The organism is Trabulsiella odontotermitis, from assembly GCF_030053895.1.
GTDB classification, from domain to species: domain Bacteria; phylum Pseudomonadota; class Gammaproteobacteria; order Enterobacterales; family Enterobacteriaceae; genus Trabulsiella; species Trabulsiella odontotermitis_C.
On sequence record NZ_CP125781.1, the window covers coordinates 1,196,236 to 1,220,878 of the forward strand.

24 protein-coding genes and 5 tRNA genes are annotated in these 24,643 nt (G+C 54.4%); 15 read left to right on the top strand and 14 right to left on the bottom strand.

Translation table 11 applies throughout. From position 1 onward, the window contains the following. Positions 1-43 precede the first annotated feature (43 nt). The 13 genes from recX to luxS all read left to right on the top strand — a co-directional run bounded on the left by recX (position 44) and on the right by luxS (position 8,715). Positions 44-544 carry a recombination regulator RecX gene (recX, locus tag QMG90_RS05795; RefSeq protein ID WP_283282980.1) on the top strand — a complete coding sequence of 167 codons (501 nt, stop codon included), beginning with the start codon at positions 44-46 and terminating at the stop codon, positions 542-544. Positions 545-676: 132 nt separating this feature from the next. Then, complete coding sequence (gene alaS / locus QMG90_RS05800) at positions 677-3,307, top strand: alanine--tRNA ligase (RefSeq protein ID WP_283282981.1); 2,631 nt, start codon at positions 677-679, stop codon at positions 3,305-3,307. 237 nt (positions 3,308-3,544) lie between these two features. Next, positions 3,545-3,730, top strand: coding sequence for a carbon storage regulator CsrA (csrA, locus tag QMG90_RS05805; protein WP_000906486.1), 186 nt, complete (start codon positions 3,545-3,547; stop codon positions 3,728-3,730). Positions 3,731-4,013: 283 nt separating this feature from the next. Continuing rightward, positions 4,014-4,106: transfer RNA gene (locus QMG90_RS05810), tRNA-Ser, on the top strand. Between the two features lie 4 nt (positions 4,107-4,110). After that, positions 4,111-4,187: transfer RNA gene (locus QMG90_RS05815), tRNA-Arg, on the top strand. A gap of 62 nt (positions 4,188-4,249) precedes the next feature. Then, positions 4,250-4,326 (top strand) — tRNA-Arg (locus tag QMG90_RS05820). 164 nt (positions 4,327-4,490) lie between these two features. Continuing rightward, positions 4,491-4,567 (top strand) — tRNA-Arg (locus QMG90_RS05825). A gap of 165 nt (positions 4,568-4,732) precedes the next feature. Beyond that, positions 4,733-4,809: transfer RNA gene (locus QMG90_RS05830), tRNA-Arg, on the top strand. 178 nt (positions 4,810-4,987) lie between these two features. Then, positions 4,988-5,302, top strand: coding sequence for a BON domain-containing protein (locus tag QMG90_RS05835; protein ID WP_283282982.1), 315 nt, complete (start codon positions 4,988-4,990; stop codon positions 5,300-5,302). A 119-nt stretch (positions 5,303-5,421) separates the two neighbouring features. After that, a complete protein-coding gene (gene yqaB, locus QMG90_RS05840) occupies positions 5,422-5,988 on the top strand; it encodes a fructose-1-phosphate/6-phosphogluconate phosphatase (protein ID WP_283282983.1) in 567 nt (188 codons plus the stop codon). After that, complete coding sequence (locus tag QMG90_RS05845) at positions 5,985-6,413, top strand: YqaA family protein (RefSeq protein WP_283282984.1); 429 nt, start codon at positions 5,985-5,987, stop codon at positions 6,411-6,413. Before yqaB ends, QMG90_RS05845 begins: the two co-directional genes overlap by 4 nt. A gap of 78 nt (positions 6,414-6,491) precedes the next feature. Then, a complete protein-coding gene (gene gshA / locus QMG90_RS05850) occupies positions 6,492-8,048 on the top strand; it encodes a glutamate--cysteine ligase (protein WP_283282985.1) in 1,557 nt (518 codons plus the stop codon). 151 nt (positions 8,049-8,199) lie between these two features. After that, entirely contained in the window at positions 8,200-8,715 is a 516-nt protein-coding gene (luxS, locus tag QMG90_RS05855) for an S-ribosylhomocysteine lyase (protein WP_054177681.1), read from the top strand. A 52-nt stretch (positions 8,716-8,767) separates the two neighbouring features. Here luxS and emrB read toward each other — a convergent pair whose 3' ends face one another. From emrB to QMG90_RS05885, 6 genes are all read right to left on the bottom strand, one after another. After that, positions 8,768-10,306 carry a multidrug efflux MFS transporter permease subunit EmrB gene (emrB, locus tag QMG90_RS05860; protein WP_283282986.1) on the bottom strand — a complete coding sequence of 513 codons (1,539 nt, stop codon included), beginning with the start codon at positions 10,304-10,306 and terminating at the stop codon, positions 8,768-8,770. Between the two features lie 15 nt (positions 10,307-10,321). After that, on the bottom strand, positions 10,322-11,494 hold the full coding sequence (gene emrA / locus QMG90_RS05865; RefSeq protein WP_283282987.1) for a multidrug efflux MFS transporter periplasmic adaptor subunit EmrA: 1,173 nt from the start codon (positions 11,492-11,494) through the stop codon (positions 10,322-10,324). A 128-nt stretch (positions 11,495-11,622) separates the two neighbouring features. Next, positions 11,623-12,153: a transcriptional repressor MprA gene (gene mprA / locus QMG90_RS05870; protein ID WP_049849900.1), complete on the bottom strand. Its 531-nt coding sequence runs from the start codon at positions 12,151-12,153 to the stop codon at positions 11,623-11,625. Positions 12,154-12,244: 91 nt separating this feature from the next. Beyond that, complete coding sequence (ygaH, locus tag QMG90_RS05875; protein ID WP_283282988.1) at positions 12,245-12,580, bottom strand: L-valine transporter subunit YgaH; 336 nt, start codon at positions 12,578-12,580, stop codon at positions 12,245-12,247. Next, entirely contained in the window at positions 12,570-13,316 is a 747-nt protein-coding gene (locus QMG90_RS05880) for an AzlC family ABC transporter permease (protein ID WP_283282989.1), read from the bottom strand. Before QMG90_RS05880 ends, ygaH begins: the two co-directional genes overlap by 11 nt. A gap of 135 nt (positions 13,317-13,451) precedes the next feature. Continuing rightward, positions 13,452-14,636, bottom strand: coding sequence for an MFS transporter (locus QMG90_RS05885; protein ID WP_283282990.1), 1,185 nt, complete (start codon positions 14,634-14,636; stop codon positions 13,452-13,454). A gap of 189 nt (positions 14,637-14,825) precedes the next feature. On the opposite strand from QMG90_RS05885, the gene QMG90_RS05890 reads away from it, so the two are divergent. Next, positions 14,826-16,094 (top strand): RHS repeat-associated core domain-containing protein, encoded by a 1,269-nt coding sequence (locus QMG90_RS05890; protein ID WP_283282991.1) that lies wholly within the window; start codon positions 14,826-14,828, stop codon positions 16,092-16,094. Between the two features lie 48 nt (positions 16,095-16,142). Here the strand turns inward: QMG90_RS05890 and proX are convergent, their stop codons facing one another. The 8 genes from proX to QMG90_RS05930 all read right to left on the bottom strand — a co-directional run bounded on the left by proX (position 16,143) and on the right by QMG90_RS05930 (position 24,126). Next, positions 16,143-17,138: a glycine betaine/L-proline ABC transporter substrate-binding protein ProX gene (proX, locus tag QMG90_RS05895; RefSeq protein ID WP_283282992.1), complete on the bottom strand. Its 996-nt coding sequence runs from the start codon at positions 17,136-17,138 to the stop codon at positions 16,143-16,145. Between the two features lie 16 nt (positions 17,139-17,154). Beyond that, entirely contained in the window at positions 17,155-18,225 is a 1,071-nt protein-coding gene (proW, locus tag QMG90_RS05900) for a glycine betaine/L-proline ABC transporter permease ProW (protein WP_283282993.1), read from the bottom strand. Continuing rightward, positions 18,218-19,420: a glycine betaine/L-proline ABC transporter ATP-binding protein ProV gene (proV, locus tag QMG90_RS05905; protein ID WP_283282994.1), complete on the bottom strand. Its 1,203-nt coding sequence runs from the start codon at positions 19,418-19,420 to the stop codon at positions 18,218-18,220. Before proV ends, proW begins: the two co-directional genes overlap by 8 nt. A gap of 354 nt (positions 19,421-19,774) precedes the next feature. Next, positions 19,775-20,737, bottom strand: a complete 963-nt coding sequence (nrdF, locus tag QMG90_RS05910; protein ID WP_283282995.1) for a class 1b ribonucleoside-diphosphate reductase subunit beta — start codon at positions 20,735-20,737, stop codon at positions 19,775-19,777. Between the two features lie 10 nt (positions 20,738-20,747). After that, entirely contained in the window at positions 20,748-22,892 is a 2,145-nt protein-coding gene (gene nrdE / locus QMG90_RS05915) for a class 1b ribonucleoside-diphosphate reductase subunit alpha (protein ID WP_283282996.1), read from the bottom strand. After that, positions 22,865-23,275, bottom strand: a complete 411-nt coding sequence (gene nrdI / locus QMG90_RS05920) for a class Ib ribonucleoside-diphosphate reductase assembly flavoprotein NrdI (RefSeq protein WP_283282997.1) — start codon at positions 23,273-23,275, stop codon at positions 22,865-22,867. Before nrdI ends, nrdE begins: the two co-directional genes overlap by 28 nt. Further along, positions 23,272-23,517 carry a glutaredoxin-like protein NrdH gene (nrdH, locus tag QMG90_RS05925; protein ID WP_283282998.1) on the bottom strand — a complete coding sequence of 82 codons (246 nt, stop codon included), beginning with the start codon at positions 23,515-23,517 and terminating at the stop codon, positions 23,272-23,274. Before nrdH ends, nrdI begins: the two co-directional genes overlap by 4 nt. A 282-nt stretch (positions 23,518-23,799) precedes the next feature. Beyond that, positions 23,800-24,126, bottom strand: coding sequence for an ElaB/YgaM/YqjD family protein (locus QMG90_RS05930; protein WP_283282999.1), 327 nt, complete (start codon positions 24,124-24,126; stop codon positions 23,800-23,802). Positions 24,127-24,288: 162 nt separating this feature from the next. Between QMG90_RS05930 and QMG90_RS05935 the strand changes: the two genes are divergently transcribed. Then, on the top strand, positions 24,289-24,636 hold the full coding sequence (locus QMG90_RS05935) for a DUF2002 family protein (protein WP_054177695.1): 348 nt from the start codon (positions 24,289-24,291) through the stop codon (positions 24,634-24,636). Positions 24,637-24,643: the final 7 nt, after the last annotated feature.

The window sequence follows — 24,643 nt, forward strand, 5'->3', positions numbered from 1 at the left end:
GCTGATGCGGCCCTTTTGTTTTTTCTCACTGATGGGGTTTATCATGTCTGAATCTACGGGACGCCGCTCCGCTTATGCCCGTCTGCTGGACAGAGCCGTGCGAATTCTGGCGATGCGCGATCACGGCGAACAGGAACTTCGCCGCAAACTTGCCGCACCAGTAATGACAAAAAATGGCCCCGAAGAGACGGACGCCACAGCGGATGACATCGAAAATGTCATCAACTGGTGCAAAGAGAGCCATTATCTGGATGATGCGCGCTTTGCCCGCCAGTTCATCAACAGCCGCAGTCGCAAAGGTTACGGGCCGTCACGCATCCGTCAGGAGCTGAATCAAAAAGGCATTTCACGTGAAATCAGCGAATTAGCCCTGTATGAGTGCGACGTGGACTGGGCAGAGAAGGCACGCGATCAGGCAGTGCGAAAATATGGCGAACCACTGCCGACAGAATTTGCGATAAAAGCAAAAGTGCAGCGATTTTTGCTTTATAGGGGGTATCTGATGGAAGATATCCAGGAAATATGGCGAAATTTTGCAGATTGACCCCATCGGGGATTTTACTTCCCTTTAAAGAAAACTTATCTTATTCCCACTTTTTTCCGTCAGGACGCTGACCCGCTCAAAAAGTGGTCAACCGGCACCTGCGCAATTCGTTAGCTTGATTTCAGGATAATTATGAGCAAGAGCACCGCTGAGATCCGTCAGGCGTTTCTCGATTTTTTCCATAGCAAGGGACACCAGGTTGTTGCCAGCAGCTCCCTGGTGCCGAACAACGATCCGACCCTGCTGTTTACCAACGCCGGGATGAACCAGTTCAAGGATGTGTTCCTTGGTCTCGACAAACGTAATTATTCCCGCGCGACCACCGCGCAGCGTTGCGTGCGTGCGGGCGGTAAACACAACGACCTGGAAAACGTCGGCTACACTGCACGTCACCACACTTTCTTCGAAATGCTGGGTAACTTCAGCTTCGGCGACTATTTCAAACACGACGCCATCAATTACGCATGGGAGCTGTTAACCGGTGAAAACTGGTTCAACCTGCCAAAAGATCGCCTGTGGGTGACCGTCTACGAAACCGACGATGAAGCCTTTGACATCTGGGCAAACGAAGTCGGCGTTCCGCGTGAGCGCATCATTCGTATCGGCGACAACAAAGGCGCGCCGTTTGCCTCAGACAATTTCTGGCAGATGGGCGATACCGGCCCGTGCGGTCCGTGCACCGAAATCTTCTTCGATCACGGCGACCATATCTGGGGTGGACCTCCGGGTAGCCCGGAAGAAGACGGCGATCGCTACATTGAAATCTGGAACATCGTCTTCATGCAGTTCAACCGTCAGGCCGACGGCACCATGGAACCGCTGCCGAAACCGTCCGTTGATACCGGGATGGGGCTGGAGCGTATTGCGGCTGTGCTGCAGCATGTGAACTCAAACTATGAAATCGATCTGTTCAGCAAGCTGATCCAGTCCGTGGCTCGCGTAACGGGTGCGACCGATCTCAACAATAAATCGCTGCGGGTTATCGCTGACCATATTCGTTCCTGTGCGTTTCTGATTGCCGATGGTGTCATTCCGTCGAATGAAAACCGTGGCTACGTGCTACGCCGTATCATTCGTCGCGCCATTCGTCACGGTAATATGCTGGGCGCGAAAGACACCTTCTTCTACAAACTGGTTGCGCCACTGATTGAGGTCATGGGCTCAGCCGGTGAAGACCTGAAACGCCAGCAGGCACAGGTTGAGCAGGTGCTGAAAACCGAAGAAGAGCAGTTTGCCCGCACGCTGGAACGCGGACTGGCGCTGCTCGACGAAGAGTTGGCAAAACTGAAGAGCGACACGCTGGACGGCGAAACCGCTTTCCGCCTGTACGACACTTACGGTTTCCCGGTAGATCTAACCGCCGATGTGTGCCGCGAGCGCAATATCAAAGTTGACGAAGCAGGCTTTGAAGCCGCGATGGAAGCGCAGCGCCGCCGTGCCCGCGAATCCAGCGGTTTCGGCGCTGACTACAACGCAATGATCCGCGTTGACGGAGCATCAGAATTCAAAGGTTATGATCATCTGGAACTGAACGGCAACGTGACGGCGCTGTTTATCGACGGCAAAGCCGTGGATAGCGTCAGTGCGGGTCAGAACGCGGTTGTCGTGCTGGATCAAACCCCGTTCTATGCAGAATCTGGCGGCCAGGTGGGTGATAAAGGCGTGTTGAAAGGCGCGGGCTTTACCTTCACCGTCAGCGATACGCAGAAGTATGGCCAGGCAATCGGTCATCTTGGTACGCTGGAAACCGGTTCGCTGAAAGTGGGTGATGCGGTACAGGCCGATGTCGATGAAGCGCGTCGCGCACGGATCCGCCTGAATCACTCCGCAACCCACCTGATGCACGCCGCACTGCGCGAAGTGCTGGGTACGCATGTTGCGCAGAAAGGCTCGCTGGTCAACGACAAAGCGCTGCGCTTTGACTTCTCCCATTTCGAAGCCATGAAGCCGGAAGAGATCCGCCGCGTGGAAGATCTGGTCAACGCCCAGATCCGTCGCAACCTGCCGATCGAAACCAATATCATGGATCTTGATGCGGCGAAAGCAAAAGGGGCGATGGCGCTGTTTGGCGAGAAATATGACGAACGTGTGCGCGTTCTGAGCATGGGCGATTTCTCTACAGAATTGTGCGGCGGGACTCATGCCAGCCGTACCGGTGATATCGGTCTTTTCCGTATCACTTCCGAATCGGGTACTGCCGCAGGCGTTCGACGCATTGAGGCTGTTACCGGTGAGGGTGCCATGGCTAACCTGCATGCAGAAAGCGATCTTCTGAATGAAGTGGCACAACTGCTGAAGGGCGACAGCCATAATCTGACTGATAAAGTACGAACTGTCATGGAACGCACCCGTCAGCTGGAAAAAGAGCTGCAGCAGATGAAGGATCAGGCTGCGGCGCAGGAGAGTGCAAATCTCTCCAGCAAAGCCATCGATATCAACGGTGTGAAGCTGCTGGTTAGCGAGCTGTCCGACGTTGAACCTAAGATGCTGCGCACGATGGTCGACGACCTGAAAAATCAGTTGGGTTCCACGATTATCGTTCTGGCGACAGTGGCTGAGGGTAAGGTTTCTCTGATTGCGGGCGTGTCGAAAGATGTTACCGACCGTGTCAAAGCAGGCGAACTGATTGGTATGGTTGCTCAGCAGGTAGGCGGGAAGGGGGGCGGACGTCCGGATATGGCTCAGGCCGGTGGTACCGACGCGGCTGCACTCCCGGCAGCTCTGGCCAGTGTTAAAGACTGGGTGAGCACAAAACTGCAATAACTATAAACGCTTGCAGGCGCCAAAACTCAGGGGTTACGGCGCCTTGCTATGCGGTATCGATAACGATAAAGTCAGGTTGAAATTGTGTATATCGGCTAAACTTACGTTTAACAGAATGTGATGCCATGACTGCTTACGCGCTTGCGCGTTTGTCATCGCTTACTTTTTGGCGTTATATGATGGATAATGCCGGGATACAGAGAGACCCGACTCTTTTAATCTTTCAAGGAGCAAAGAATGCTGATTCTGACTCGTCGAGTTGGTGAGACCCTCATGATTGGAGATGAGGTCACTGTGACAGTTTTAGGGGTTAAGGGTAACCAGGTACGTATCGGCGTAAACGCCCCTAAAGAAGTCTCTGTTCATCGTGAAGAAATCTACCAGCGTATCCAGGCTGAAAAATCCCAGCAGTCCAGTTACTAAGGTTCTTGCGTCTCACTGTGTGGTGAGACGCAACCCACGATTTACCTCCTTTTTCATCGTATTTAACTCCACTTCCGCCGCGCCGACATTGCTGTGCTGACGCTGGTTGGCTGTTGATAAAACACCCTTTTTGCCGTTTTTGCAGGCTAATTGCGCGTGAAGTGTGCAAACGATGAAAGGTTCGGAAAAATTGTTTGACTTATAAGTCTCAGAAAGTAATATGTGCGCCACGCAGCGACGATGAGCTTAAATAAGTTCTTCGAAGCACTCGTAAGAGGCGTGTGGTGAGGTGGCCGAGAGGCTGAAGGCGCTCCCCTGCTAAGGGAGTATGCGGTCAAAAGCTGCATCCGGGGTTCGAATCCCCGCCTCACCGCCATTTTGCATCCGTAGCTCAGCTGGATAGAGTACTCGGCTACGAACCGAGCGGTCGGAGGTTCGAATCCTCCCGGATGCACCATCTTACTCAGTGTTGCAACGTAGTGTGATACTGAATCAGCGTATTAAAATCAGTTTCCTGATGCATCCGTAGCTCAGCTGGATAGAGTACTCGGCTACGAACCGAGCGGTCAGAGGTTCGAATCCTCTCGGATGCACCATCTTCTCCAGGATAACAGCGATACTGTTGTTTCATGGTCTGCGGAATACCCGCAAGCACCAGAGAGGATAACGTTGCGTAAGCAACGGCCCGCAGGGCGAGGCGCAGCCGAGTCATCCTCTCGGATGCACCATCTTCGCTGAATTTTAAAGTATGTTTTCCGATGCATCCGTAGCTCAGCTGGATAGAGTACTCGGCTACGAACCGAGCGGTCAGAGGTTCGAATCCTCTCGGATGCACCATCTTCTCCAGGATAACAGCGATACTGTTGTTTCATGGTCTGCGGAATACCCGCAAGCACCAGAGAGGATAACGTTGCGTAAGCAACGGCCCGCAGGGCGAGGCGCAGCCGAGTGCATCCTCTCGGATGCACCATCTTCTCTGAATTTTAAAGTATGTTTTCCGATGCATCCGTAGCTCAGCTGGATAGAGTACTCGGCTACGAACCGAGCGGTCGGAGGTTCGAATCCTCCCGGATGCACCATCTTCTCCAGGATAACAGCGATATCGTTGTTGCATGGTCTGCGAAATACCCGGATGCACCATCTTTCTCTTCGCTACTTCCTTCTTTCCCGACTGTGCTGTTTCATATTGGCAACTTTCTCCGTTCCGGCTAATTTATACATGTTATCAATGTGTTTAGATTGCAAGGAGAGTATTCCATGAAAGGTTTCAAAGCACTGGCTGCATTTGGCGTTGCGGCACTGGTTGCACTATCCCTGTCCGGCTGCGCAGGCTCTTCTACAAAGGAAAGCACCGGCGGCTACATTGACGATACCGTCGTGACCACTAAAGTGAAATCCGCGCTATTCGGCGACAAAGCGATAAAATCCAGCCAAATCAGCGTTGAGACATTCAAAGGGCGTGTACAACTGAGCGGCTTTGTGAATTCTGAAGCTGATGCGAAACGGGCGGTGGATGTGGCGCGTAAAGTGCCTGGCGTACGCGTTGTTGAAAATGACCTGCGGATCCGTTAAATCAGGCATAACTTCCCTAAAGGCACCGTAAGGTGCCTTTATCGTATCGCTATCCGGTGGCGACAAAAAACGCCTTTTGCGATAAAGTAACGTTTTGATATTCGGTTTGTGAGGGCGCAATGTACGAACGTTATGCAGGGCTGATTTTCGACATGGACGGCACGATCCTGGACACTGAACCCACCCATCGGAAAGCGTGGCATGAGGTGCTGGGCCGTTACGGAATTCGCTTTGACGAACAGTCCATCATTGCGCTGAACGGTTCGCCGACCTGGCGTATCGCAGAGGCCATTATCGCTCTGAATCAGGCTGATCTCGATCCTCACGCGCTGGCCCGCGAGAAAACAGACGCGGTTAAAATCATGCTGCTGGATTCGGTACAACCCTTACCGCTGATTGACGTTGTTAAAGCGTGGCATGGCCGTCGCCCGATGTCGGTCGGCACCGGCAGCGAAAGCGCGGTAGCCGAGGCGTTGCTGGCGCATCTGGGATTACGCCACTATTTTTCTGCCGTCGTTGCCGCCGATCACGTCCGGCATCACAAACCTGCCCCTGATACTTTCCTGCTTTGCGCTGAGCGTATGGGCGTCGAACCTGCAAAATGCATCGTGTTTGAAGATGCGGATTTCGGCTTACAGGCCGCAGCAAGCGCAGGCATGGACGTTGTGGATGTCCGGCTATTGTGAGTGATGGCCTGTCGCTCCTTTCACTGTTTGCCAGCAGTTTTCTCAGTGCAACCTTGCTGCCCGGCAACTCTGAAGCGGTGCTGGTCGCACTGTTGCTTGCCGGTGCCAGTAAACCCTGGCTTCTTGTGTTAATAGCAACAATAGGTAATAGCGCAGGAGGGGCAACTAACGTTATTCTTGGTCGCCTGTTTCCGTTGCGTAAGTCGTCGCGGTGGCAGGAAAAAGCAATGGGATGGTTAAAGCGCTACGGCGCGGTCGCGTTGCTGTTGAGCTGGATGCCCGTTATGGGCGATTTACTGTGCCTGCTGGCGGGATGGATGCGCATTCCCTGGGGGCCGGTACTCTTTTTTTTATGCCTTGGAAAAGCGTTGCGCTATGTCGTCGTTGCAGCGGCGACACTCCAGGGGATGATGTGGTGGCACTAATTGCTTTTTTGGTGACCTTTAATCGTCCACCATTACAATTATGCTTAATAAAACGATTTTGACAGGCGGGAGGTCAATTTGATCCCGGACGTATCACAGGCGCTGGCCTGGCTGGAAAAGCATCCTCAGGCGTTAAAAGGGATCCAGCGTGGTCTTGAGCGCGAAACGCTGCGTGTGAATGCAGACGGCACGCTGGCGACTACCGGACACCCGGAAGCGTTAGGCTCGGCGTTAACGCATAAATGGATTACCACCGATTTCGCCGAAGCTCTGCTGGAGTTTATTACCCCAGTGGATGGCGACATCGACCATATGCTGACCTTTATGCGTGACGTGCATCGTTACACTGCGCGTCATCTGGGTGAAGAGCGGATGTGGCCGCTGAGTATGCCCTGTTACATCGCACCCGGTCAGGATATCGAACTGGCGCAGTACGGCACCTCGAATATGGGGCGGCTGAAAACGCTCTATCGTGAAGGACTGAAAAACCGTTATGGCGCGCTGATGCAAACCATTTCCGGCGTCCATTACAATTTCTCGTTGCCGATGGCCTTCTGGAAAGCGAAGTGTGGTGTTGATGATATCGACAGCGGCAAAGAGGCGATTTCGGCAGGCTATTTCCGCCTGATCCGCAACTATTACCGTTTTGGCTGGGTGATCCCTTACCTGTTTGGCGCGTCACCAGCGATCTGCGCCTCGTTCCTGCAGGGTAAGCCAACAACGCTGCCGTTTGAGAAAACTGACTGCGGCATGTATTACCTGCCTTATGCGACTTCGTTGCGCCTGAGCGATCTCGGCTATACCAATAAATCGCAAAGCAATCTCGGAATTACGTTTAACGATCTCCACGACTATGTGGCAGGATTGAAGCGCGCGATCAAAACCCCGTCGGAAGAGTACGCGAAAATTGGCCTGCAGAAAGACGGTAAGTATCTGCAAATCAACAGCAATATCCTGCAGATTGAAAACGAGCTGTATGCGCCAATCCGCCCGAAACGCGTGACCCGCAGCGGTGAAACGCCGTCAGATGCGTTGCTGCGCGGTGGTATCGAATATATCGAAGTGCGTTCGTTAGACATCAACCCGTTCTCGCCAATTGGCGTTGATGAGCAGCAGGTGCGTTTCCTCGACCTGTTCATGGTCTGGTGCGTGCTGGCGGATGCGCCAGAAATGAGCAGCGACGAGCTGCTGTGCACCCGCACTAACTGGAACCGGGTGATCCTCGAAGGCCGCAAACCGGGGCTGACGTTAGGTATTGGCTGCGAAACCGCACAATTCCCGCTGCCGAAGGTGGGTAAAGATCTGTTCCGTGATCTCAAGCGCGTGGCGCAGACGCTGGACGGTATCGACGGCGGAAATGCCTACCAGAACGTGTGCGATGAACTGGTTGCCAGCTTTGATAATCCGGAATTAACTTTCTCAGCACGCATTCTGCGTTCTATGATTGATGAAGGCATTGGTGGAACGGGAAGGGCACTGGGAGATGCGTATCGCAATCTGTTGCGTGAAGAGCCGCTGGAAATCCTGACGGAAGCCGATTTTGACGCGGAGCGCAGTGCATCACTGCAGCGCCAGCGTGAGGCGGAAGCGGCGGACAGCGAGCCATTCTCAGCACTGGTTGCGCGACACGCGTGACAGAAAAGAAAAAGGCCACATCACTGTGGCCAAACTTTCATCTCTGAATACAGGGATGATGATAACAAATGCGCGTCTTTCATATACTCAGACTAGCTCCACCAGAAAGAGTTCATTTTATTTTAAAAAAAATCACTGTCGGAGGTGACGAATGCCATTACTAGATAGTTTCACTGTCGACCATACCCGAATGGAAGCACCTGCAGTCCGCGTCGCAAAGAATATGCACACCCCACATGGCGATGACATCACCGTCTTCGACCTGCGCTTTTGCATCCCGAACAAAGAAGTGATGCCGGAAAAAGGGATCCACACCCTGGAGCACCTGTTCGCCGGTTTCATGCGTGATCATCTCAACGGTAACGGCGTTGAAATCATTGATATCTCCCCGATGGGCTGCCGCACCGGTTTTTACATGAGTCTGATTGGCACGCCGGATGAGCAGCGCGTTGCCGATGCCTGGAAAGCGGCGATGGCCGATGTGCTGAAAGTCAAAGATCAGAACCAGATCCCGGAACTGAACGTGTATCAGTGCGGCAGCTACACCATGCACTCGCTGGATGAAGCGCAGGACATCGCCCGTCACATCATCGAGCGCGGCGTTCGCGTTAACAGCAACGCAGAGCTGGCGCTGCCGAAAGAGAAACTGCAGGAACTGCACATCTAGTCTCGTTTCCCGCAGCAAAAAAAAGCCAGTTCAATATGAACTGGCTTTTTTGTTAGTGCGCACCACCTCCGCCACCACCTGCACCAAACGGCGGTCGGGCAAACCATACCAGACCCAGCAGCACGAGGAAGATCCCGGCGGAGATCCAGAAAATCTCGTTAGCCGAGATGATCAGACCCTGATCGGTTATCTGCTGCGCTATCCAGCCGGAAGCCTGTTGTTGCGTCATCCCCATTCCCTGTAGCTGATCATACGTCTGCTGCGCGTTCGGGTTGAACGGGGTCACTGACTCCGTCAGTTGTGCGTGATGCATCGCTTCACGGTTCGTCCACATAGTGGTAGTGATCGACGTGCCGATCGAGCCCGCCAGCGTACGGGTAAAGTTCGACAGACTCGACGCCGCCGCCAGACGTTCCGGCGGCAGACCCGACAACGTGATGGTGGTCAGCGGCATAAAGAAGCAGGCCACGGCGAAGCCCTGAATAAACTGCGGCCACGCGGAGGCGCCAAAATCCATGCCCGGTTCAAAAGTGTATGCGCGCCAGTAGAAGCACACGGCATACATAATGAAGCTGAAGGTCACCAGCCGTCGCATGTCGAGTTTATGGGCGAAACGCCCGATAATCGGCGACAGCAGTACCGGGATCACCCCGACCGGCGCGGACGCCAGCCCTGCCCAGGTGGCGGTATAGCCATACACCTCCTGCAACAGCTGCGGCAGCAGAACGATAGCGCCAAAGTAGAGCATATAGGCGAGGCTGATACACAGGCAGCCGATAGTAAAGTTTCGCGACTTAAACAGCGACAAATCAACGATCGGGTTGTCGTCTGTCAGTTCCCAGACCACCAGGAAGCTTATCGCCACGACCGCCACAATGGTCAGCGTCACCACTTCAGTGGAGTTAAACCAGTCCAGCTCTTTACCACGGTCGAGCATGATTTGCAGGCTGCCGATACCCACCACCAGCAGCGCCAGACCAATCCCGTCAATCCGCCGCTGTTCTGTGCGGGTTTCGCGACCGCGCAGGGTTTGCAGGGTCATCAGCACCACGACCAGACCAATTGGCACGTTGATGAAGAAGATCCAGCCCCAGTGATAGTTGTCGCTGATGTAACCGCCGAGGATCGGGCCGCAGATAGGCGCCACGATAACAGTCATTGACCACAACGCCAGCGCGATGGAACGTTTGGCGGGCGGATAGTTACTTAACAGCAAACTCTGCGACAGCGGGATCAATGGCCCGGCGACAACACCCTGAATGACGCGGAAGAAAATCAGCATCGTCAGGCTGTTTGACATGCCACAGGCCCAGGAGGCGATGACGAAGGCGACAGTGGACCACAAAAACAGTTTCACTTCGCCGACGCGCTTCGCCAGCCAGCCGGTAATCGGAATGGAGATCGCGTTCGCCACCCCGAAAGAGGTGATAACCCAGGTCCCCTGGCTCAGCGACGAGCCAAGGTTACCGGCGATGGTAGGGATCGCCACGTTAGCAATGGTGGAGTCCAGCACCTGCATGAAAGTCGCAAGAGACAACGCAATGGTCATAATGACCAGCTGCGCCCCCTCCAGCGGTTTTTGCTGTTGCATTACACTCACCCCGGATTAGTTAGCGTTCGCCTGGACGATGTCGTTGATCTCTTTATTCACCGGATCGAGGCTGATTTCACGGGCATCACTTTCATAGGCCGGGTCGGTACGCACCTGGCTTGCCAGCATCTGGCCGTCGCGGTTGGAGGTATCCACTTCCACCAGCGTTGACAGACCAATACGCAGCGGGTGATCGGCGAGCTGCTTCGCATCCAGCTCAACACGCACCGGCAGACGCTGAACCACTTTGATCCAGTTACCGGTGGCGTTTTGCGCCGGGAGCAGGGAGAACGCGCTGCCGGTACCCATGTCCAGACCCACCACTTTACCGGTGTATTTCACGTCATCGCCGTAAATATCACTGATAACCGTGACAGGCTGACCAATGCGCATATGCGCCAGCTGCGTCTCTTTAAAGTTGGCATCGACCCACAGGTTGTTCGCCGGAACCACCGCCATCAGCGGCGTGGTCGGGCTAATCTGCGCGCCAGGCTGCACCGAGCGACGGGAGACGTAACCGGTCATCGGGCTGACAATCTTCGTACGCTGCAGGGCCAGCCATGCGTTACGCACGTCGGTTGCAGCTTGCTGAACAGCAGGCTGTTCTTCCAGTCTGGTGGCCAGCACCATCGCCTGATTGGCATTGTACTGTTGGATTGCCACGTCCAGTTCAGCCTGCGCACTGGCGACGGCATCACGGGCGTGTTGCAGCTCTTCACGACCAATCAGATTAGCGCTGCCGAGCGGAATACGACGGTTAAGGTCGGTCTGCGCCTGAGACAGTGCGGTTTTTTTGACGTCGATGTTCGCCTGCAACTGCTTGCTGTTGATCATCAACTGGCGGGTCTGGCGAACGCTGGAAGCCAGCTGCGTTTTGGCTTTTTCATAAGCCTGCTGCGCGTCGGTGGGATCCAGGCTGACCAGCACGTCGCCTTTCTGTACAAAATCGGTGTTGTCAGCCCAGACTTTCGTCACGCTGCCAGACACCTGCGCCATAATCTGAACCTGATTTCCCGCCACGTAGGCATCGTCAGTTTCTTCATAGTGGCGAAGGACCAGGAACCAATAAATGCCATAGGCCACGGCAATAATAATAAAGAGCAAAGTCAGCAGCAGAAGGGCACGTTTACGTTTACCTTTCTTACTGGCAGGTTGCTGCGGGGTTTGCATCTCCGCATTCGCGCTCATTGTGTATCTCCACGATCTTCTTATTTCACATCGGCTGGGCCGACCTGTTTATCAGAAAGGCCAGCAGTTGAGACCTGCTGGCCTGACGGTTTCTTTTTTTGAATCAGGATAGGTGAGCGATCCCTGGCTTAACGAAGGGCCTCTAAAACGGCGCCATCTTCATCCATTTGGTCAAGACGAGTCAGTAACTTACGGGTGATGTGCTCAAGCTGGTCTTTCTCTGCAGTTGTCAGAGAGGACCAGAGTTGATGCAGGCAGTGGTGTTGCGGAGGCAGAACCTCGCGCAGGAACTGGTGACCTTTTTCGGTCAGCTGCAGGTGCAGGCAGCGGCGATCATTGTCACTTTCGCGACGCTCGATCCAGCCACGTTTTTCCAGTTCATCAGCGATACGGGTAGCGTTGGTACGTGAAGAGCCCAGCGCACAGCTCAGCTCAGACGGCTGAATACTGTGGTTTTCCTGAGACTCAAGCGTAATCAGCGCCATAAACAACGTCTCGTTAATCCCCTGAGCTTTCAGCATTTTATTACGGTTTTCCAGCAGTTTTCCCTGCATATGCATGCTTAAACGGGTAAGGAGGATCTCCTGATAGGGAAAATCTTCATGACGGCTGGCGCGGAATTTTAGCATTTGTTCAATGGGCGTGAACGAACTATCCATTTGGGTATAACCTCATTAATTGCAGCCGATATAGTAACGATAGTGACAAATAAAGTAAATGAATTATTTGTGCGAAATTGATTATTCAAGTCTATAAAAGGAATAAATATTTCCATGCCAGCCCATAGGCCAGTGCGCTCAGCAGCACAGGGAAAATAATGCTGCGCGTTTTCCAGAAACTGACGCCCAGCACAGCAAAACCAAGCAGGGTCGGTAACAGGCGGCGGGCATCCGCCATCACTTCCGGCGCAGTAGACACCACCAGCAACGCGCAAATCGAGGCGATGCCGATAGTGTCGAGCAATACGCCAACCGCTCCCCGGCGTGACGGACGATGGTGCCCGGCCCGCAGGCGTAACGGCAGATAACGGAAGAGATAGTTAGCGCACCCCACCAGCAGGCCAAGGAACAGGACCTCAGTGCTCATTGAGTTCTCCCCGCAGGATGGACTGCGTCAGCGCGGTCAGACAGCCGCAGACGATACCGGCGAGGATCGCGGCGGGAATCGAAAACAGCGTTACGCCAGCCAGCGCGCCGACGAGCGATGCGGTGACGCACAGCGACTGCTTACGCTGGAATGACGCCAACAAAAAACTCAGGAACAGCGCAGGCAGCATAAAACCGAGCGCCGCTTCCACTGCCGGGAACCCCTCCAGCAGGCCGCTGCCGGAATATGCGCCCATTACCGTGCCGAGTACCCAGGACGCCCAGGAGCAAAAGGCGATGCCGATCATCCAGTTTTCGCTCCAGCCGCGGTTGTCGCGTACCAGTTTGGCAGTGGCGGCGGCAAACACTTCATCTGTCAGCCCGAAAGCCCACAGCGCGGTTTTGGGTTTTCGCATCTGCGCTGTGATGCGACTGCGCAACGAGGGGCCATACAGCACATGGCGCACATCCATCGCCATCACGGTCAGCGCCGCCACCCACAATGAACTGCCGGCAGCCAGCATCGCGGTGATCACGAACTGGCTGGCGCCCGCGTAAATAATGCAGGAGAAGAAGACGCTTTCGAGCGGCGTAAATCCGAGTTTCGTGGCATTCAGTCCAAAGGCAAACGCGACGGGAATGTAGCTAATGACAATCGGTAAACTGTCTTTCACGCCTTCGAACAGCGTTGACGGACCTGGCGACGGTACACCCGTCACTTCAGCAGGGGTTTCCATATTGCTTTTAATTGAATGACGAATAAATAACGGGAGAAAAAATCACCCGGGTTAATAAGTCGTTACACCTTAACAGACTGAAGGGCGGCTTAACACCCCGCAGTCTGGTATAGGTATGAGATGGGTGAATTTTACTTAGGATTCGGCAGCCATACGGTGAAAGCCGCGCCACCAGACCAGCAAATTCAGCGCGGCGACGACAGCGCCAGCGAGGCACACCCCGGTCCATCCCGCATGTTGCCAGGCCGATGCGGAAATCAGCGACCCCGCCGCACCGCCAATAAAGTAGCTGGTCATGTAACCCGCGGTCAGACGGTTGCGCGCCTCGGGTTTAATGCGGTAAATCACCGTCTGGTTAGTGATATGCACTCCCTGAACGGTGAGGTCGAGGATCAGGATCCCGATAATCAGCGCCAGCACGGAAACATGACCAAACCAGATGGCGATCCACGACAACAACAGCAGTATCAGGCCGATGGTGGTAGTGAGGTGAGACTTGCCTTTGTCCGCCAGCCCGCCAGCCGGACGTGCGCCCAGCGCGCCCGCTGCGCCAGCGAGACCAAACAGACCGATCACGCCTTCGGAAAAATGAAACGGCGCCCCCGCCAGCAGGAAGGCCATCGAGGTCCACAGGATGCTGAAATTGGCGAAGGTCAGACAGCCGAGCAGGGCGCGAGTGCGTAGCAATTTTTCCCCGGCAAACAGGTGGAAAATCGACCCCAGCAACTGCGGGTAGTTGAGGTGATTTTCCTGCTTAATTTTCGGCAATCCGCGCCACAGCGCCAGCGCCATCAGTACCATCAATGCGCTCGCGACCCAATAGACGGTGCGCCAGCCGCCGAGACTGGCGAGCAGACCCGCGACGGTGCGCGCCAGCAGGATCCCAAGCAGCAGGCCGCTCATGATCGTACCTACGACTTTGCCGCGTTTATCCGGCGTGGCGAGTGTGGCCGCCAGCGGCACCAGAATCTGTGCTACCACGGAAAACAGCCCGGTCAGCGCCGTGCCGATAATCATCAGCGTCAGCGACTGGCTGCTGGCGGTGATCAGCATCCCGCCCGCCGCCAGCAGCGTCATAGTGACGATAAGCCCGCGGCGCTCGAACATGTCTCCCAGCGGCACCAGAAACAGCAGTCCGGCGGCGTAACCGAGTTGTGCGGCAGTGACGATAAAACCCGCCTGACCGGCGGAAAGCGAAAAGGCGCGAGCGATGGTGTCGAGTAAAGGTTGTGCGTAATAGTTGCTGGCGACGGCCAGCCCGGTCGCCACTGACATCAGGGCGATCAGCGCCGGGCTAAGTCCGGAAGGATGTTTAGTCATCAATATTCATCAGGTAAGGAATTAAGCGATAGCATCATGATAACCAAAGAGAGAAAAATGAGGAGCGCATCAGGTGTCGGAAAGTGCCATTTGCCTTTATTTTGCCTGGCTCTGTTTTTTTAAGGCGCAATCCTGGTATTGCTGAAATGCCACACTCCCGTCTCATCTCACCAGACTGGAGTAACTTTTATGACATTACAACTGACCGGGAATGACCTTCATGGCAGTCCCTTTATGTCCGTCGCCAACGGCAGCCATTCGACCTTCGGCTGGTCGCCGTTTGGCGCGACTGCGCAACGCAACGGGTTGTCGGCCTCTCTGCCGGGCTTTAACGGCGAACGCGCCGATCCTCTCTCTGGCGTCACCCACCTCGGCAATGGCTATCGTGCCTACAGTCCGGTATTGCGCCGCTTCACCTGCGCGGATAATGCCAGCCCGTTTGGTGAGGGTGGCATCAATCCTTATGCCTACTGTGAGGGTGATCCGATTAACCATACCGACCCCAGCGGCCACGGGATTATTACCCTGATTATTCGTGCGATTGCTTTTGGTATCCGCGTGGGCCTGAAGGTGGCGATGTCAGAGGGAACAGCAGCAACAGTGGCGACGGCAGGGACGGTCGAAACCGGCGTGACAACGGCGGCAAGTGTGGCGACCGGGGTATCTGCCAGAGTGGTGAAAAGTAAAAACCCTGAAGCGTCGCGCAAACTGAAATGGGCTGCGATAGGTATGGGTGTTGCTGCTACTGCGGGCATCGCGGAATCCATCGGTACGAAAATTATGAGTTGCAGGAGAAGTGTTTCACAGGCCGCACAGCGGGTTCAGGGAGTTTCATTTAACGCAAGTGGTTCTATAGCGGAAATTTTCAATGAAACAGCAGAAATCACCGGGGAAACGATTGAAGCGACTAATGAAGCGCTTACCTCTGTCGCCGGACCTTCTCGTGCTGTTCAGTCCACCTTTATTGGCTTTCATGGCACGAACATTGAAGGGGCTGCCGGGCTAATGAGTGAAGGACCGAAGGGATTCTGCTTCTTTGTCACCAATACCTGGGAAAATGCGAACCACTATGCGCTAGCGGCAGCGGCGGGACGTGGTGGACAGCGAAGAATTATGCGTGTAGTGACCAGCGATCTCGAATTGGTAAGAGCGAATGCGGCTTTCAGGCCGTCAAACGCCGCGAATATCGCGGAAACCAGAATTGGACCTGCGGCCTATAAGTCGCTCAGTTTTGAATTCGTGAATACCCCGACGGATGCGACAGTTGCTTTTGAGGATATGTTCCACACCCAAACGGATATCATGCAAGCGGCCCAGAGAGAGTTCCTGGCACAACGTGGTTTGCAGGCTGTCAGCAGGAGTTCGTCGAGTGTTTCTTCATCGTCTGTAGGTAGTGCTATCAGTGAATCTGAAGCTGCCAATAACATGATGCAAGCACGGTTGGCGGGACGCCGTTAAAGGTTAAAAAAGCCCCGGGCTTCACTTCAGCGCCCGGGGCTTTTTATGTTATTTCTGCGCAGCCAGCGCTTCTTTCACCCAGCCGTCAAATTGCTGCTGGTGGGCTTTGATCCAGCCATCAACATGACCCTGAATGTCTGCTTCGGAGGCTTTGCCCTGATGCATCATGGCGTTCTGGGCGTTGATATCCGCAATCGGCAGTTTCATCACCGCGAACAGCTTCGCCGCCGCCGGGTTTTTCTCTGCCCAGGCTTTGTTAGCGACAATATGCATGGTATTCACCGGGAAGCCGTAGTTCGCGCCGTTCGGCAGTTTGGTATCGATGTCTTTCTGCTCGCCAGGCATCGAAGAGAACGGGACCTGCAGCCAGACCACATCTTTACCCGGTTTCAGCACATCACTCACCCAGTACGGCGTCCAGGTGTAATACAGCACCGGTTTGCCTTCTTTAAAGCGGGTGATGGTATCGGCCATCATCGCCGCGTAGTTCCCCTGATTATGCTCGACGGTTTTGCTCAGGTCGTACGCGCCAATCTGATGGTTAATCACCGCTTCGCAACCCCAGCCCGGCGTACAACCGGTCAGATCCGCTTTGCCATCGCCATTGGTATCAAACAGTCTGGCGATCTTCGGATCTTTCAGTTGATCGATGCTTTTGATGTGGTACTGCTCGGCGGTTTTTTTGTCGATCAGGTAACCCTGCGCTGCGCCAGTCACAAACACACCTTCACGATAGAACTTCTTGTCACCGCCTGCGGCGGCGTACATGTCATCATGCAGCGGCTGCCAGTTGACGGCGGTAAAAGTAGCATCGCCGGAAGCGATGGAGGTATAGCCGACGTTGTAATCCACTTCGCTCGGTTTGCTGACGGTATACCCCAGTTTTTCCAGTGCGCGGCTGACCAGCAGCGTCTGGAAGGTTTCTTCCGTGATGGTGCTTTGTACCGGTAAAACGGTAATGCCTTTGCCAGGCAGATCGGCAGCAAATGTGCTGGTGGATACAAGGGTGGCAAACGCTGTGGCAAAAAGTACGCGATGTCGCATCGTTGTTCCTTATTCGTTATTTAGTGAAAGGGCGTGTAATCAACCCAATGGGGCCGGTAGAGTACCAGCGACGATTGCCGCGACTGCGGGCGTCGCGACCCATTGCCTGGGTCAGGCGGTCGAGAATAATGGCGAGAATGACAATCCCCACGCCACCGACAGTCGCCAGACCCATGTCGAGACGGCCAATGCCGCGCAGAACCATCTGGCCGAGACCGCCAACGGCGATCATCGAGGCGATCACCACCATCGACAGCGCCAGCATCAGCGTCTGGTTCACCCCGGCCATGATGGTCGGCATCGCCAGTGGCAACTGCACTTTGAACAGCATCTGACGTGGGCTTGCGCCAAACGAGCGCGACGCTTCAATCAGATCCGCAGGCACCTGGTTAATCCCCAGAATGGTCAGACGGACAATCGGCGGCAGGGCGAAGATAATCGTCACCACGACGCCCGGCACGTTGCCGATACCGAATAACATTACGATCGGTACCAGGTAGACGAACGCCGGTGTGGTTTGCATGGCATCCAGCAACGGACGAATGACTTTTGATGCGCGTGGGCTGCGCGCCAGCCAGATCCCGAGCGGCAGGCCAATGATCATGCAGAAAAACAGCGCGGTGAGCACCAGTGCCAGCGTTACCATCGCCTGCGACCAGGCACCAATGGCGCCGATGGCAATCAGCGATACCAGCGTCGCGATCCCCATACCGAAGCTTGAGATCTGCCAGGCAATCAGTGCGAAAAGAATGATGGCGACCGGGGCAGGCATTCCCATCAGCAGTTGCTGGAAGGTGCTCAGAATGTAATCCACCGGCACGCGAATGCCCTGGAACACCGGACGGAAATGCATCACCACCCAGTCAATGCCGTGCGTCACCCAGTTGTCGAGCGGGATCAGCGTTTTATGGAAAGGATCCATAAAAGTAAAATGCTCCGGTTGCGGTGCAGGCGCGCTGTTCAGCCAGTCGGCGCCACCGCCGTCAGTCGGTGCTGGTGTTGAAGCGCCGCTCCCCCAGGCATCTGCCGATGCGGTCGCATTGTCCGTTGCCGGTGCGGCATCCCATGGATTATTTTGATCAGCCATTGTTTGCCCCCTCGCGATCTAAAGCCTGTAGCAGCATGCGTTTTGAAATGATGCCAACGTACTGTTGTTCTTCGTCCACCACCGGCACTGCGCAGGGCGCCTGACCGACGTGGGAGAGCAACTCGCTGAGCGGTGTCTGGGCATCGACGGCTAACGGTGCGTCAATCAATGCGGCGTCAATGTTCTGACCTGCGGTCAGCGCGGCTTTCAGGGAATCAATAGAGACAACGCCGAGAAATTTATTGCCACGTTCGATGACATAGCCGAATTCACGGTCTTCATCCTGTAGCAATTTCAGCGCTGAGCGCGGGCCGAAACCAGGTGTACGACGAAGCAATCCGTTCGGCGACCGGCGGGCAATATCTTTGGCGCTGAATACATGGCTAATATCCACACCGCGGAAGAAGGTGCGGACATAATCGTTAGCCGGGTTATTCAGAATTTCATCCGGCGTACCGACCTGAACCACTTCGCCATTTTGCATAATGGCAATACGGTCACCAATTCTCATCGCTTCATCGAGGTCGTGCGATATAAAGACAACGGTACGCTGGTGTTTGGCCTGCAATTTCACCAGCTCATCCTGCATTTCAGTTCGAATTAAGGGATCGAGCGCCGAGAAAGCTTCATCCATTAATAAGATATCAGGATTGATGGCTAATGCGCGGGCCAGCCCAACACGCTGCCGCATCCCGCCGGATAATTCGTCCGGATAAGCATGGGCATAATTCTCCAGCCCAACCTGGCGCAATGCATCAAGGGCTTTTTCCTGACGCTCCTGTGGCGATATTCCGGCAAGCTCCATACCGAACGCAGTATTATCTACTACGGTCATATGCGGCATTAGGGCGAATGACTGGAATACCATCGCAATTTTCTTTCTGCGAACCTCACGGAGTTCGGCGTCTGATATTTTTGCAATATCCACGCCGTCAATCAGCACCTGTCCGCGGGTGGGTTCAATCAGGCGATTGAGAAGGCGTACCATGGTCGATTTACCGGAGCCGGATAATCCCATGATGACAAATATCTCGCCTTCTTCAATGGCCAGACTGGCGTCTTTAACGCCAAGCGATAGTCCCGTTTTTTCCAGAATTTGTTCTTTCGAAAGTCCTTTTTCGATATATTTGAAAGCCCGCTGCGGATGCTCGCCAAATATTTTATAGAGATTTTTGATTTCTAATTTAATTGCCATGCAATAAGAGATTTCCTGTTATTTATTTGCGCTATAAATTACCCGATTAAAAATAATTGTCTGGCAATACCCTAACATACTCAGAATCTGAGACAACCCTTGATGGGAGAATGGCATGGCATTGAATGGGCGAGATTTGCCGGAGTTTCCCATGAGATAAGGGCTGAGCGGGAATTGAATTTTTGTCAAAAATTTGATGTCACCCAGCACAATTTCGGCTGGATCGTGATGATTCAGTCGAATATGAAGGTCCGATGACAGTGTAGTCGGTGGTAAATATTTGTGTGGAAAAAAAGGCTGGAAAGGGGAAATATTTCGGTAAAGTACCGTAAATAGTTTCCCCGAATATTATTATCAGAAATCCCAGTCTTCGTCTTCGGTGTCGACGGCTTTACCCATTACATACGATGATCCTGAGCCGGAAAAGAAGTCATGGTTTTCGTCCGCATTCGGTGACAGCGCGGCGAGGATCGCCGGATTCACCGCCGCCATTTCTGGCGGGAAAAGCGCCTCGTAACCAAGATTCATCAGCGCTTTATTGGCGTTGTAGCAAAGGAACGCTTTAACGTCTTCTTCCCAGCCACTGCCGGCGTACAGTTCTTCGGTGTAGGCAATCTCGTTGTCATACAGATCCATCAGCAGTTCCAGCGCAAAATGCTTAAGTGCTTCGCGTTTTCCGGCGCTCACTTTCTCCAGCCCTTTCTGATACTTATAACCGATGTAGTAACCGTGAACGGCTTCATCGCGGATGATCAGCCGGATAAGATCCGCGGTGTTGGTCAGCTTGCCACGGCTGGAGAAATACATCGGTAGCCAGAAACCGGAATAGAAGAGGAACGATTCGAGAAACACGCTGGCGATTTTCTTTTTCAGCGGTTCATCGGCGGCATAATAGTTGAGGATTAACTGCGCCTTACGTTGCAGCGGCGCGTTGTCTTCACTCCAGGCATAAGCGGCGTCGACGTCCCGGGTCTGGCACAACGTCGAGAAAATCGAACTGTAAGAACGGGCGTGCACCGCCTCCATAAAGCTGATGTTCGACAGCACCGCCTCTTCGTGTGGCGTCAGCGAATCGGGCATCAGCGACGGCGCGCCCACCATATTCTGAATGGTATCGAGCAGCGTCAGGCCGGTAAACACGCGGATAGTCAGTTGCTGCTCCGCGGGGGTGAGTGTCTGCCAGGCCGGGATATCGTTCGACAGCGGTACTTTTTCCGGCAGCCAGAAGTTGCTGGTCAGGCGGCTCCAGACCTCAAGATCCTTATCATCCTGGATTTTGTTCCAGTTGATGGCGCTGACGCGTGATAAACGGTTCATCCTTCTCTCCTTACAGCGCGCAGGACACGCAGCCTTCAATTTCAGTGCCTTCCAGCGCCAGCTGGCGCAGGCGAATGTAATACAGCGTCTTGATCCCTTTCTTCCACGCGTAGATCTGCGCTTTGTTGATATCACGCGTTGTGGCGGTATCGGGGAAGAACAGCGTCAGCGACAGCCCCTGATCGACATGGCGCGTCGCTTCGGCATAGGTATCGATGATTTTCTCCGGTCCGATTTCATACGCATCCTGATACAGCGCCAGGTTGTCGTTGGTCATAAACGGCGCCGGATAATACACGCGCCCGGTTTTGCCTTCCTTGCGAATTTCCACCTTCGAGACAATCGGATGAATGCTGGAAGTGGCGTGGTTGATGTACGAGATAGACCCGGTCGGCGGTACCGCCTGCAGATTCTGGTTATAAATGCCATAGCGCATCACGTCATCACGCAACTGCCGCCACATTGCGCGGTCGGGCAGGGTGATGCCAGCGCGGGCAAAAAGCGCACGGACTTTCCCGGTTTTTGGCTGCCAGTCGCCTTCCAGGTACTGGTCGAAAAACTCACCGCTGGCGTAGCGTGACTGCTCAAACCCGGCAAAGCGCTGACCGCGTTCGCGCGCCAGCATCATCGAGGTATGCAGCGCATGCCAGGTGATGGTGTAAAAATAGAAATTGGTGAAATCCAGCCCCTCTTCGCTGCCATAGGCGATCCCCTCGCGGGCCAAATAACCGTGCAGATTCATCTGCCCGAGGCCAATGGCGTGAGAGGCGGCGTTGCCCGCTTCGATTGATGGCACAGAACGGATGTGGCTCATGTCGGAGACTGCCGTCAGGCCGCGTACTGCCGTTTCAACGGTGCGACCAAAGTCGGGTGAATCCATGGTGTGGGCAATATTCAGCGACCCCAGATTGCAGGAGATATCGCGCCCGGTGTCGGCATAATCAAGATTCTCATCGTAAGTGGACGCGCTGTTGACCTGCAAAATCTCAGAACACAGGTTGCTCATGTTGATACGCCCGGCGATGGGGTTGGCACGGTTGACCGTGTCTTCATACATGATGTACGGATAGCCGGATTCGAACTGAATTTCGGCAAGCGTCTGGAAGAAGTCACGGGCCGAAATCCAGCTTTTGCGTACCCGTGCGTCGGCGACCAGCGTGTCATACATCTCGCTGACGGCGATATCGCCAAACGCTTTCCCGTACAGGCGCTCTACGTCGTACGGTGAGAACAGCGCCATTTGCGCGTTTTCTTTCGCCAGCCGGAAGGTGATGTCCGGGATAACCACGCCCAGCGACAGCGTTTTGATGCGGGTTTTTTCATCGGCGTTTTCGCGTTTGGTGTCGAGGAAACGCAGAATGTCCGGGTGATGCGCATGCAGATAAACCGCGCCTGCACCCTGACGCGCGCCGAGCTGATTAGCGTAAGAGAAGGCATCTTCCAGCATCTTCATCACCGGAATGACCCCGGAGGACTGGTTTTCAATCCGCTTGATTGGCGCACCGGCTTCACGCAGGTTGGAGAGCAGAAACGCCACGCCGCCGCCGCGTTTTGACAACTGTAGCGCTGAATTCACTGCACGACCAATCGACTCCATATTGTCTTCAATGCGCAGCAGGAAACAGGAGACCAGTTCGCCGCGCTGCTGTTTGCCGCCGTTGAGGAACGTCGGTGTGGCAGGCTGAAAGCGCCCGGAGAGTATTTCATCGGTCAACTGGTGGGCGAGAGTTTCATCACCCTGCGCCAGCGTGAGCGCCACCATCACCACCCGATCCGGGAAATGTTCCAGGTAGCGTTTGCCGTCGAAGGTTTTCAGCGTATAGCTGGTGTAATACTTCCACGCGCCAAGGAACGTCTGAAACTGAAAACCGCTGGCGTGCGCGTGGGCAAACAGTTCGACCACAAAAGTGCGCGAGTAGCGCGCCAGCACGTTGGCGTCGTAATACCCTTGTGCCACCAGCCAGTCAAGACGGGCATCCTGCGAGTCAAACACAACGCTGTTTGGCTGCACGTGGCTGGCCATAAACACCGCCACAGCGTCCCGGTCTTTGTCGAACTGAATGCGGCCCTCTGCATCATACAGATTCAGCATGGCGTTCAGGGCATGGTAGTCCGGCGTGCTCTGCATCACGCGCTCTGTGGTTGTCGTTGCCAAAATTCGTTCACTCCTTTTCGAACGCTGTCGATATCGTATTGGGTGCCCATCAACTCAAAGCGCCACAGGTACGGGACGCCGCATTTTTGCGCGATGACGTCACCGGCACGCGCGAACGCCTCGCCGAAGTTGCGGTTGCCCGAAGCAATCACCCCACGGATCAATGCGCGGTTATGGGGATCGTTTAAAAAACGGATCACCTGCCGGGGCACGGCGCCAGCGGTTCCGCCGCCGCCGTAACTGGGAACCACCAGAATGTATGGCTCGTCCACCTGGAGGCGTTCGCGCTCATTGAGCGGGATCCGCACCGCAGGCAACCCCAGCCGCTCAATAAAGCGGAGCGTGTTTTCGGAGCTGCTGGAGAAGAAAACGAGGTTGCTCATGCGCTGGCCGCAATGGCATCCGGACGCAGACGGTTAATCATATCCGGGCGAAAACCGGACCAGCTCGTCTCACCCGCCACCACAACCGGCAACTGGCGGAAACCCTGCGAGCGCAGCGAATCCACAGCCTCGGGGTGCTGGTCGACGTTAACCATCTCAAATTCAAATCCACGGCTTTCCATCGCCCGTTTCGTGGCGTGGCACTGAACACAATCATTTCGAGTGTAAATAGTAATGCGCATGATTCGTATTTCCGTTTAAAATGACAATGCGGCGCAAAAGCTGAGCGTCGGTTCTTGTGTGGTAATCACAGATGAAATACTAGATGTAGTTGAATTAAACTTCAACCATACAATATATAGTATTTTTAGGTTGATACGCCCTTGTTGATGAACGTGACGGGGAAGGGGGTTTTATCCCGATATTACAGGGTGATACCGCATTGAGAGCCTAAAAATAAAAACCCCTGTGGGCCGAAGCCAACAGGGGTAGACGCGTATTTATTCTCATCACTGACAGTATGATTATCGGCGTAAACTCAATAATGCGCCAATAAAAATTCCGACAGCGGCAGCCGCGCCAACACTCTGCCAGGGACGATCGCGTACGAAGGTACAAGCACAACTGACGGCATCGCGGGCTGTCTGTTGTACCACGGTCCGGCCATGCATTCTGGCGCGGGTTTCACGCAATAGCGACTGCGCCTTGCGACGCGCGGCATCGGCTTCGTCTTTGGCATCGCTGCCCCAGGATTTCAGCACGGCCTCCAGCGAGTCGGCCAGTTGGCTGACATCATTCTGAATATCCTGCACACCGTCATTCACGTCGTTTCTGTTTGGTCGGTTAAACATGTGACCCTCCTTCGTTTTCGCGGTGAAGTAAAGTGTAGAACAGAATTTTTATCCTCTGAGATAAATCACGCCTTATTCCTCCCTTTGTGGAATTTTCTGAAAGCGATGCTATTGCTGAATACGATAAGGTAGCGATGCAGTAAAAGATAACGAGGAATTCTTATGTATTTACGACCCGATGAGGTGGCGCGCGTTCTTGAAAAAGCGGGATTTACGATGGATAGCGTAACCCAAAAAACGTACGGATATCGCCGTGGTGAGAATTATGTATACGTCAATCGTGAAGCCCGCATGGGGCGTACGGCATTAATCATCCACCCGGCGCTGAAAGAGCGCAGTAACATGCTGGCGGAACCTGCGTCGGAAATTAAAACCTGCGATCATTACCAGCAATTCCCCCTCTATCTGGCGGGTGATGCGCGAGAGCATTATGGTATCCCTCATGGTTTCAGTTCGCGTATTGCGCTGGAGCGTTTTTTAAACGGATTATTTGGTGATTCCGTCAATTAGAAAAACG

Bases quoted from the DNA above. Each gene is read 5' to 3' on its own strand.
- recX (WP_283282980.1), top strand. From the start codon at position 44: ATGTCTGAATCTACGGGACGCCGCTCCGCTTATGCCCGTCTGCTGGAC.
- alaS (WP_283282981.1), top strand. From the start codon at position 677: ATGAGCAAGAGCACCGCTGAGATCCGTCAGGCGTTTCTCGATTTTTTC.
- csrA (WP_000906486.1), top strand. From the start codon at position 3,545: ATGCTGATTCTGACTCGTCGAGTTGGTGAGACCCTCATGATTGGAGAT.
- QMG90_RS05835 (WP_283282982.1), top strand. From the start codon at position 4,988: ATGAAAGGTTTCAAAGCACTGGCTGCATTTGGCGTTGCGGCACTGGTT.
- yqaB (WP_283282983.1), top strand. From the start codon at position 5,422: ATGTACGAACGTTATGCAGGGCTGATTTTCGACATGGACGGCACGATC.
- luxS (WP_054177681.1), top strand. From the start codon at position 8,200: ATGCCATTACTAGATAGTTTCACTGTCGACCATACCCGAATGGAAGCA.
- emrB (WP_283282986.1), bottom strand. From the start codon at position 10,306: ATGCAACAGCAAAAACCGCTGGAGGGGGCGCAGCTGGTCATTATGACC.
- emrA (WP_283282987.1), bottom strand. From the start codon at position 11,494: ATGAGCGCGAATGCGGAGATGCAAACCCCGCAGCAACCTGCCAGTAAG.
- mprA (WP_049849900.1), bottom strand. From the start codon at position 12,153: ATGGATAGTTCGTTCACGCCCATTGAACAAATGCTAAAATTCCGCGCC.
- ygaH (WP_283282988.1), bottom strand. From the start codon at position 12,580: ATGAGCACTGAGGTCCTGTTCCTTGGCCTGCTGGTGGGGTGCGCTAAC.
- QMG90_RS05880 (WP_283282989.1), bottom strand. From the start codon at position 13,316: ATGGAAACCCCTGCTGAAGTGACGGGTGTACCGTCGCCAGGTCCGTCA.
- QMG90_RS05885 (WP_283282990.1), bottom strand. From the start codon at position 14,636: ATGACTAAACATCCTTCCGGACTTAGCCCGGCGCTGATCGCCCTGATG.
- QMG90_RS05890 (WP_283282991.1), top strand. From the start codon at position 14,826: ATGACATTACAACTGACCGGGAATGACCTTCATGGCAGTCCCTTTATG.
- proX (WP_283282992.1), bottom strand. From the start codon at position 17,138: ATGCGACATCGCGTACTTTTTGCCACAGCGTTTGCCACCCTTGTATCC.
- proW (WP_283282993.1), bottom strand. From the start codon at position 18,225: ATGGCTGATCAAAATAATCCATGGGATGCCGCACCGGCAACGGACAAT.
- proV (WP_283282994.1), bottom strand. From the start codon at position 19,420: ATGGCAATTAAATTAGAAATCAAAAATCTCTATAAAATATTTGGCGAG.
- nrdF (WP_283282995.1), bottom strand. From the start codon at position 20,737: ATGAACCGTTTATCACGCGTCAGCGCCATCAACTGGAACAAAATCCAG.
- nrdI (WP_283282997.1), bottom strand. From the start codon at position 23,275: ATGAGCAACCTCGTTTTCTTCTCCAGCAGCTCCGAAAACACGCTCCGC.
- nrdH (WP_283282998.1), bottom strand. From the start codon at position 23,517: ATGCGCATTACTATTTACACTCGAAATGATTGTGTTCAGTGCCACGCC.
- QMG90_RS05930 (WP_283282999.1), bottom strand. From the start codon at position 24,126: ATGTTTAACCGACCAAACAGAAACGACGTGAATGACGGTGTGCAGGAT.
- QMG90_RS05935 (WP_054177695.1), top strand. From the start codon at position 24,289: ATGTATTTACGACCCGATGAGGTGGCGCGCGTTCTTGAAAAAGCGGGA.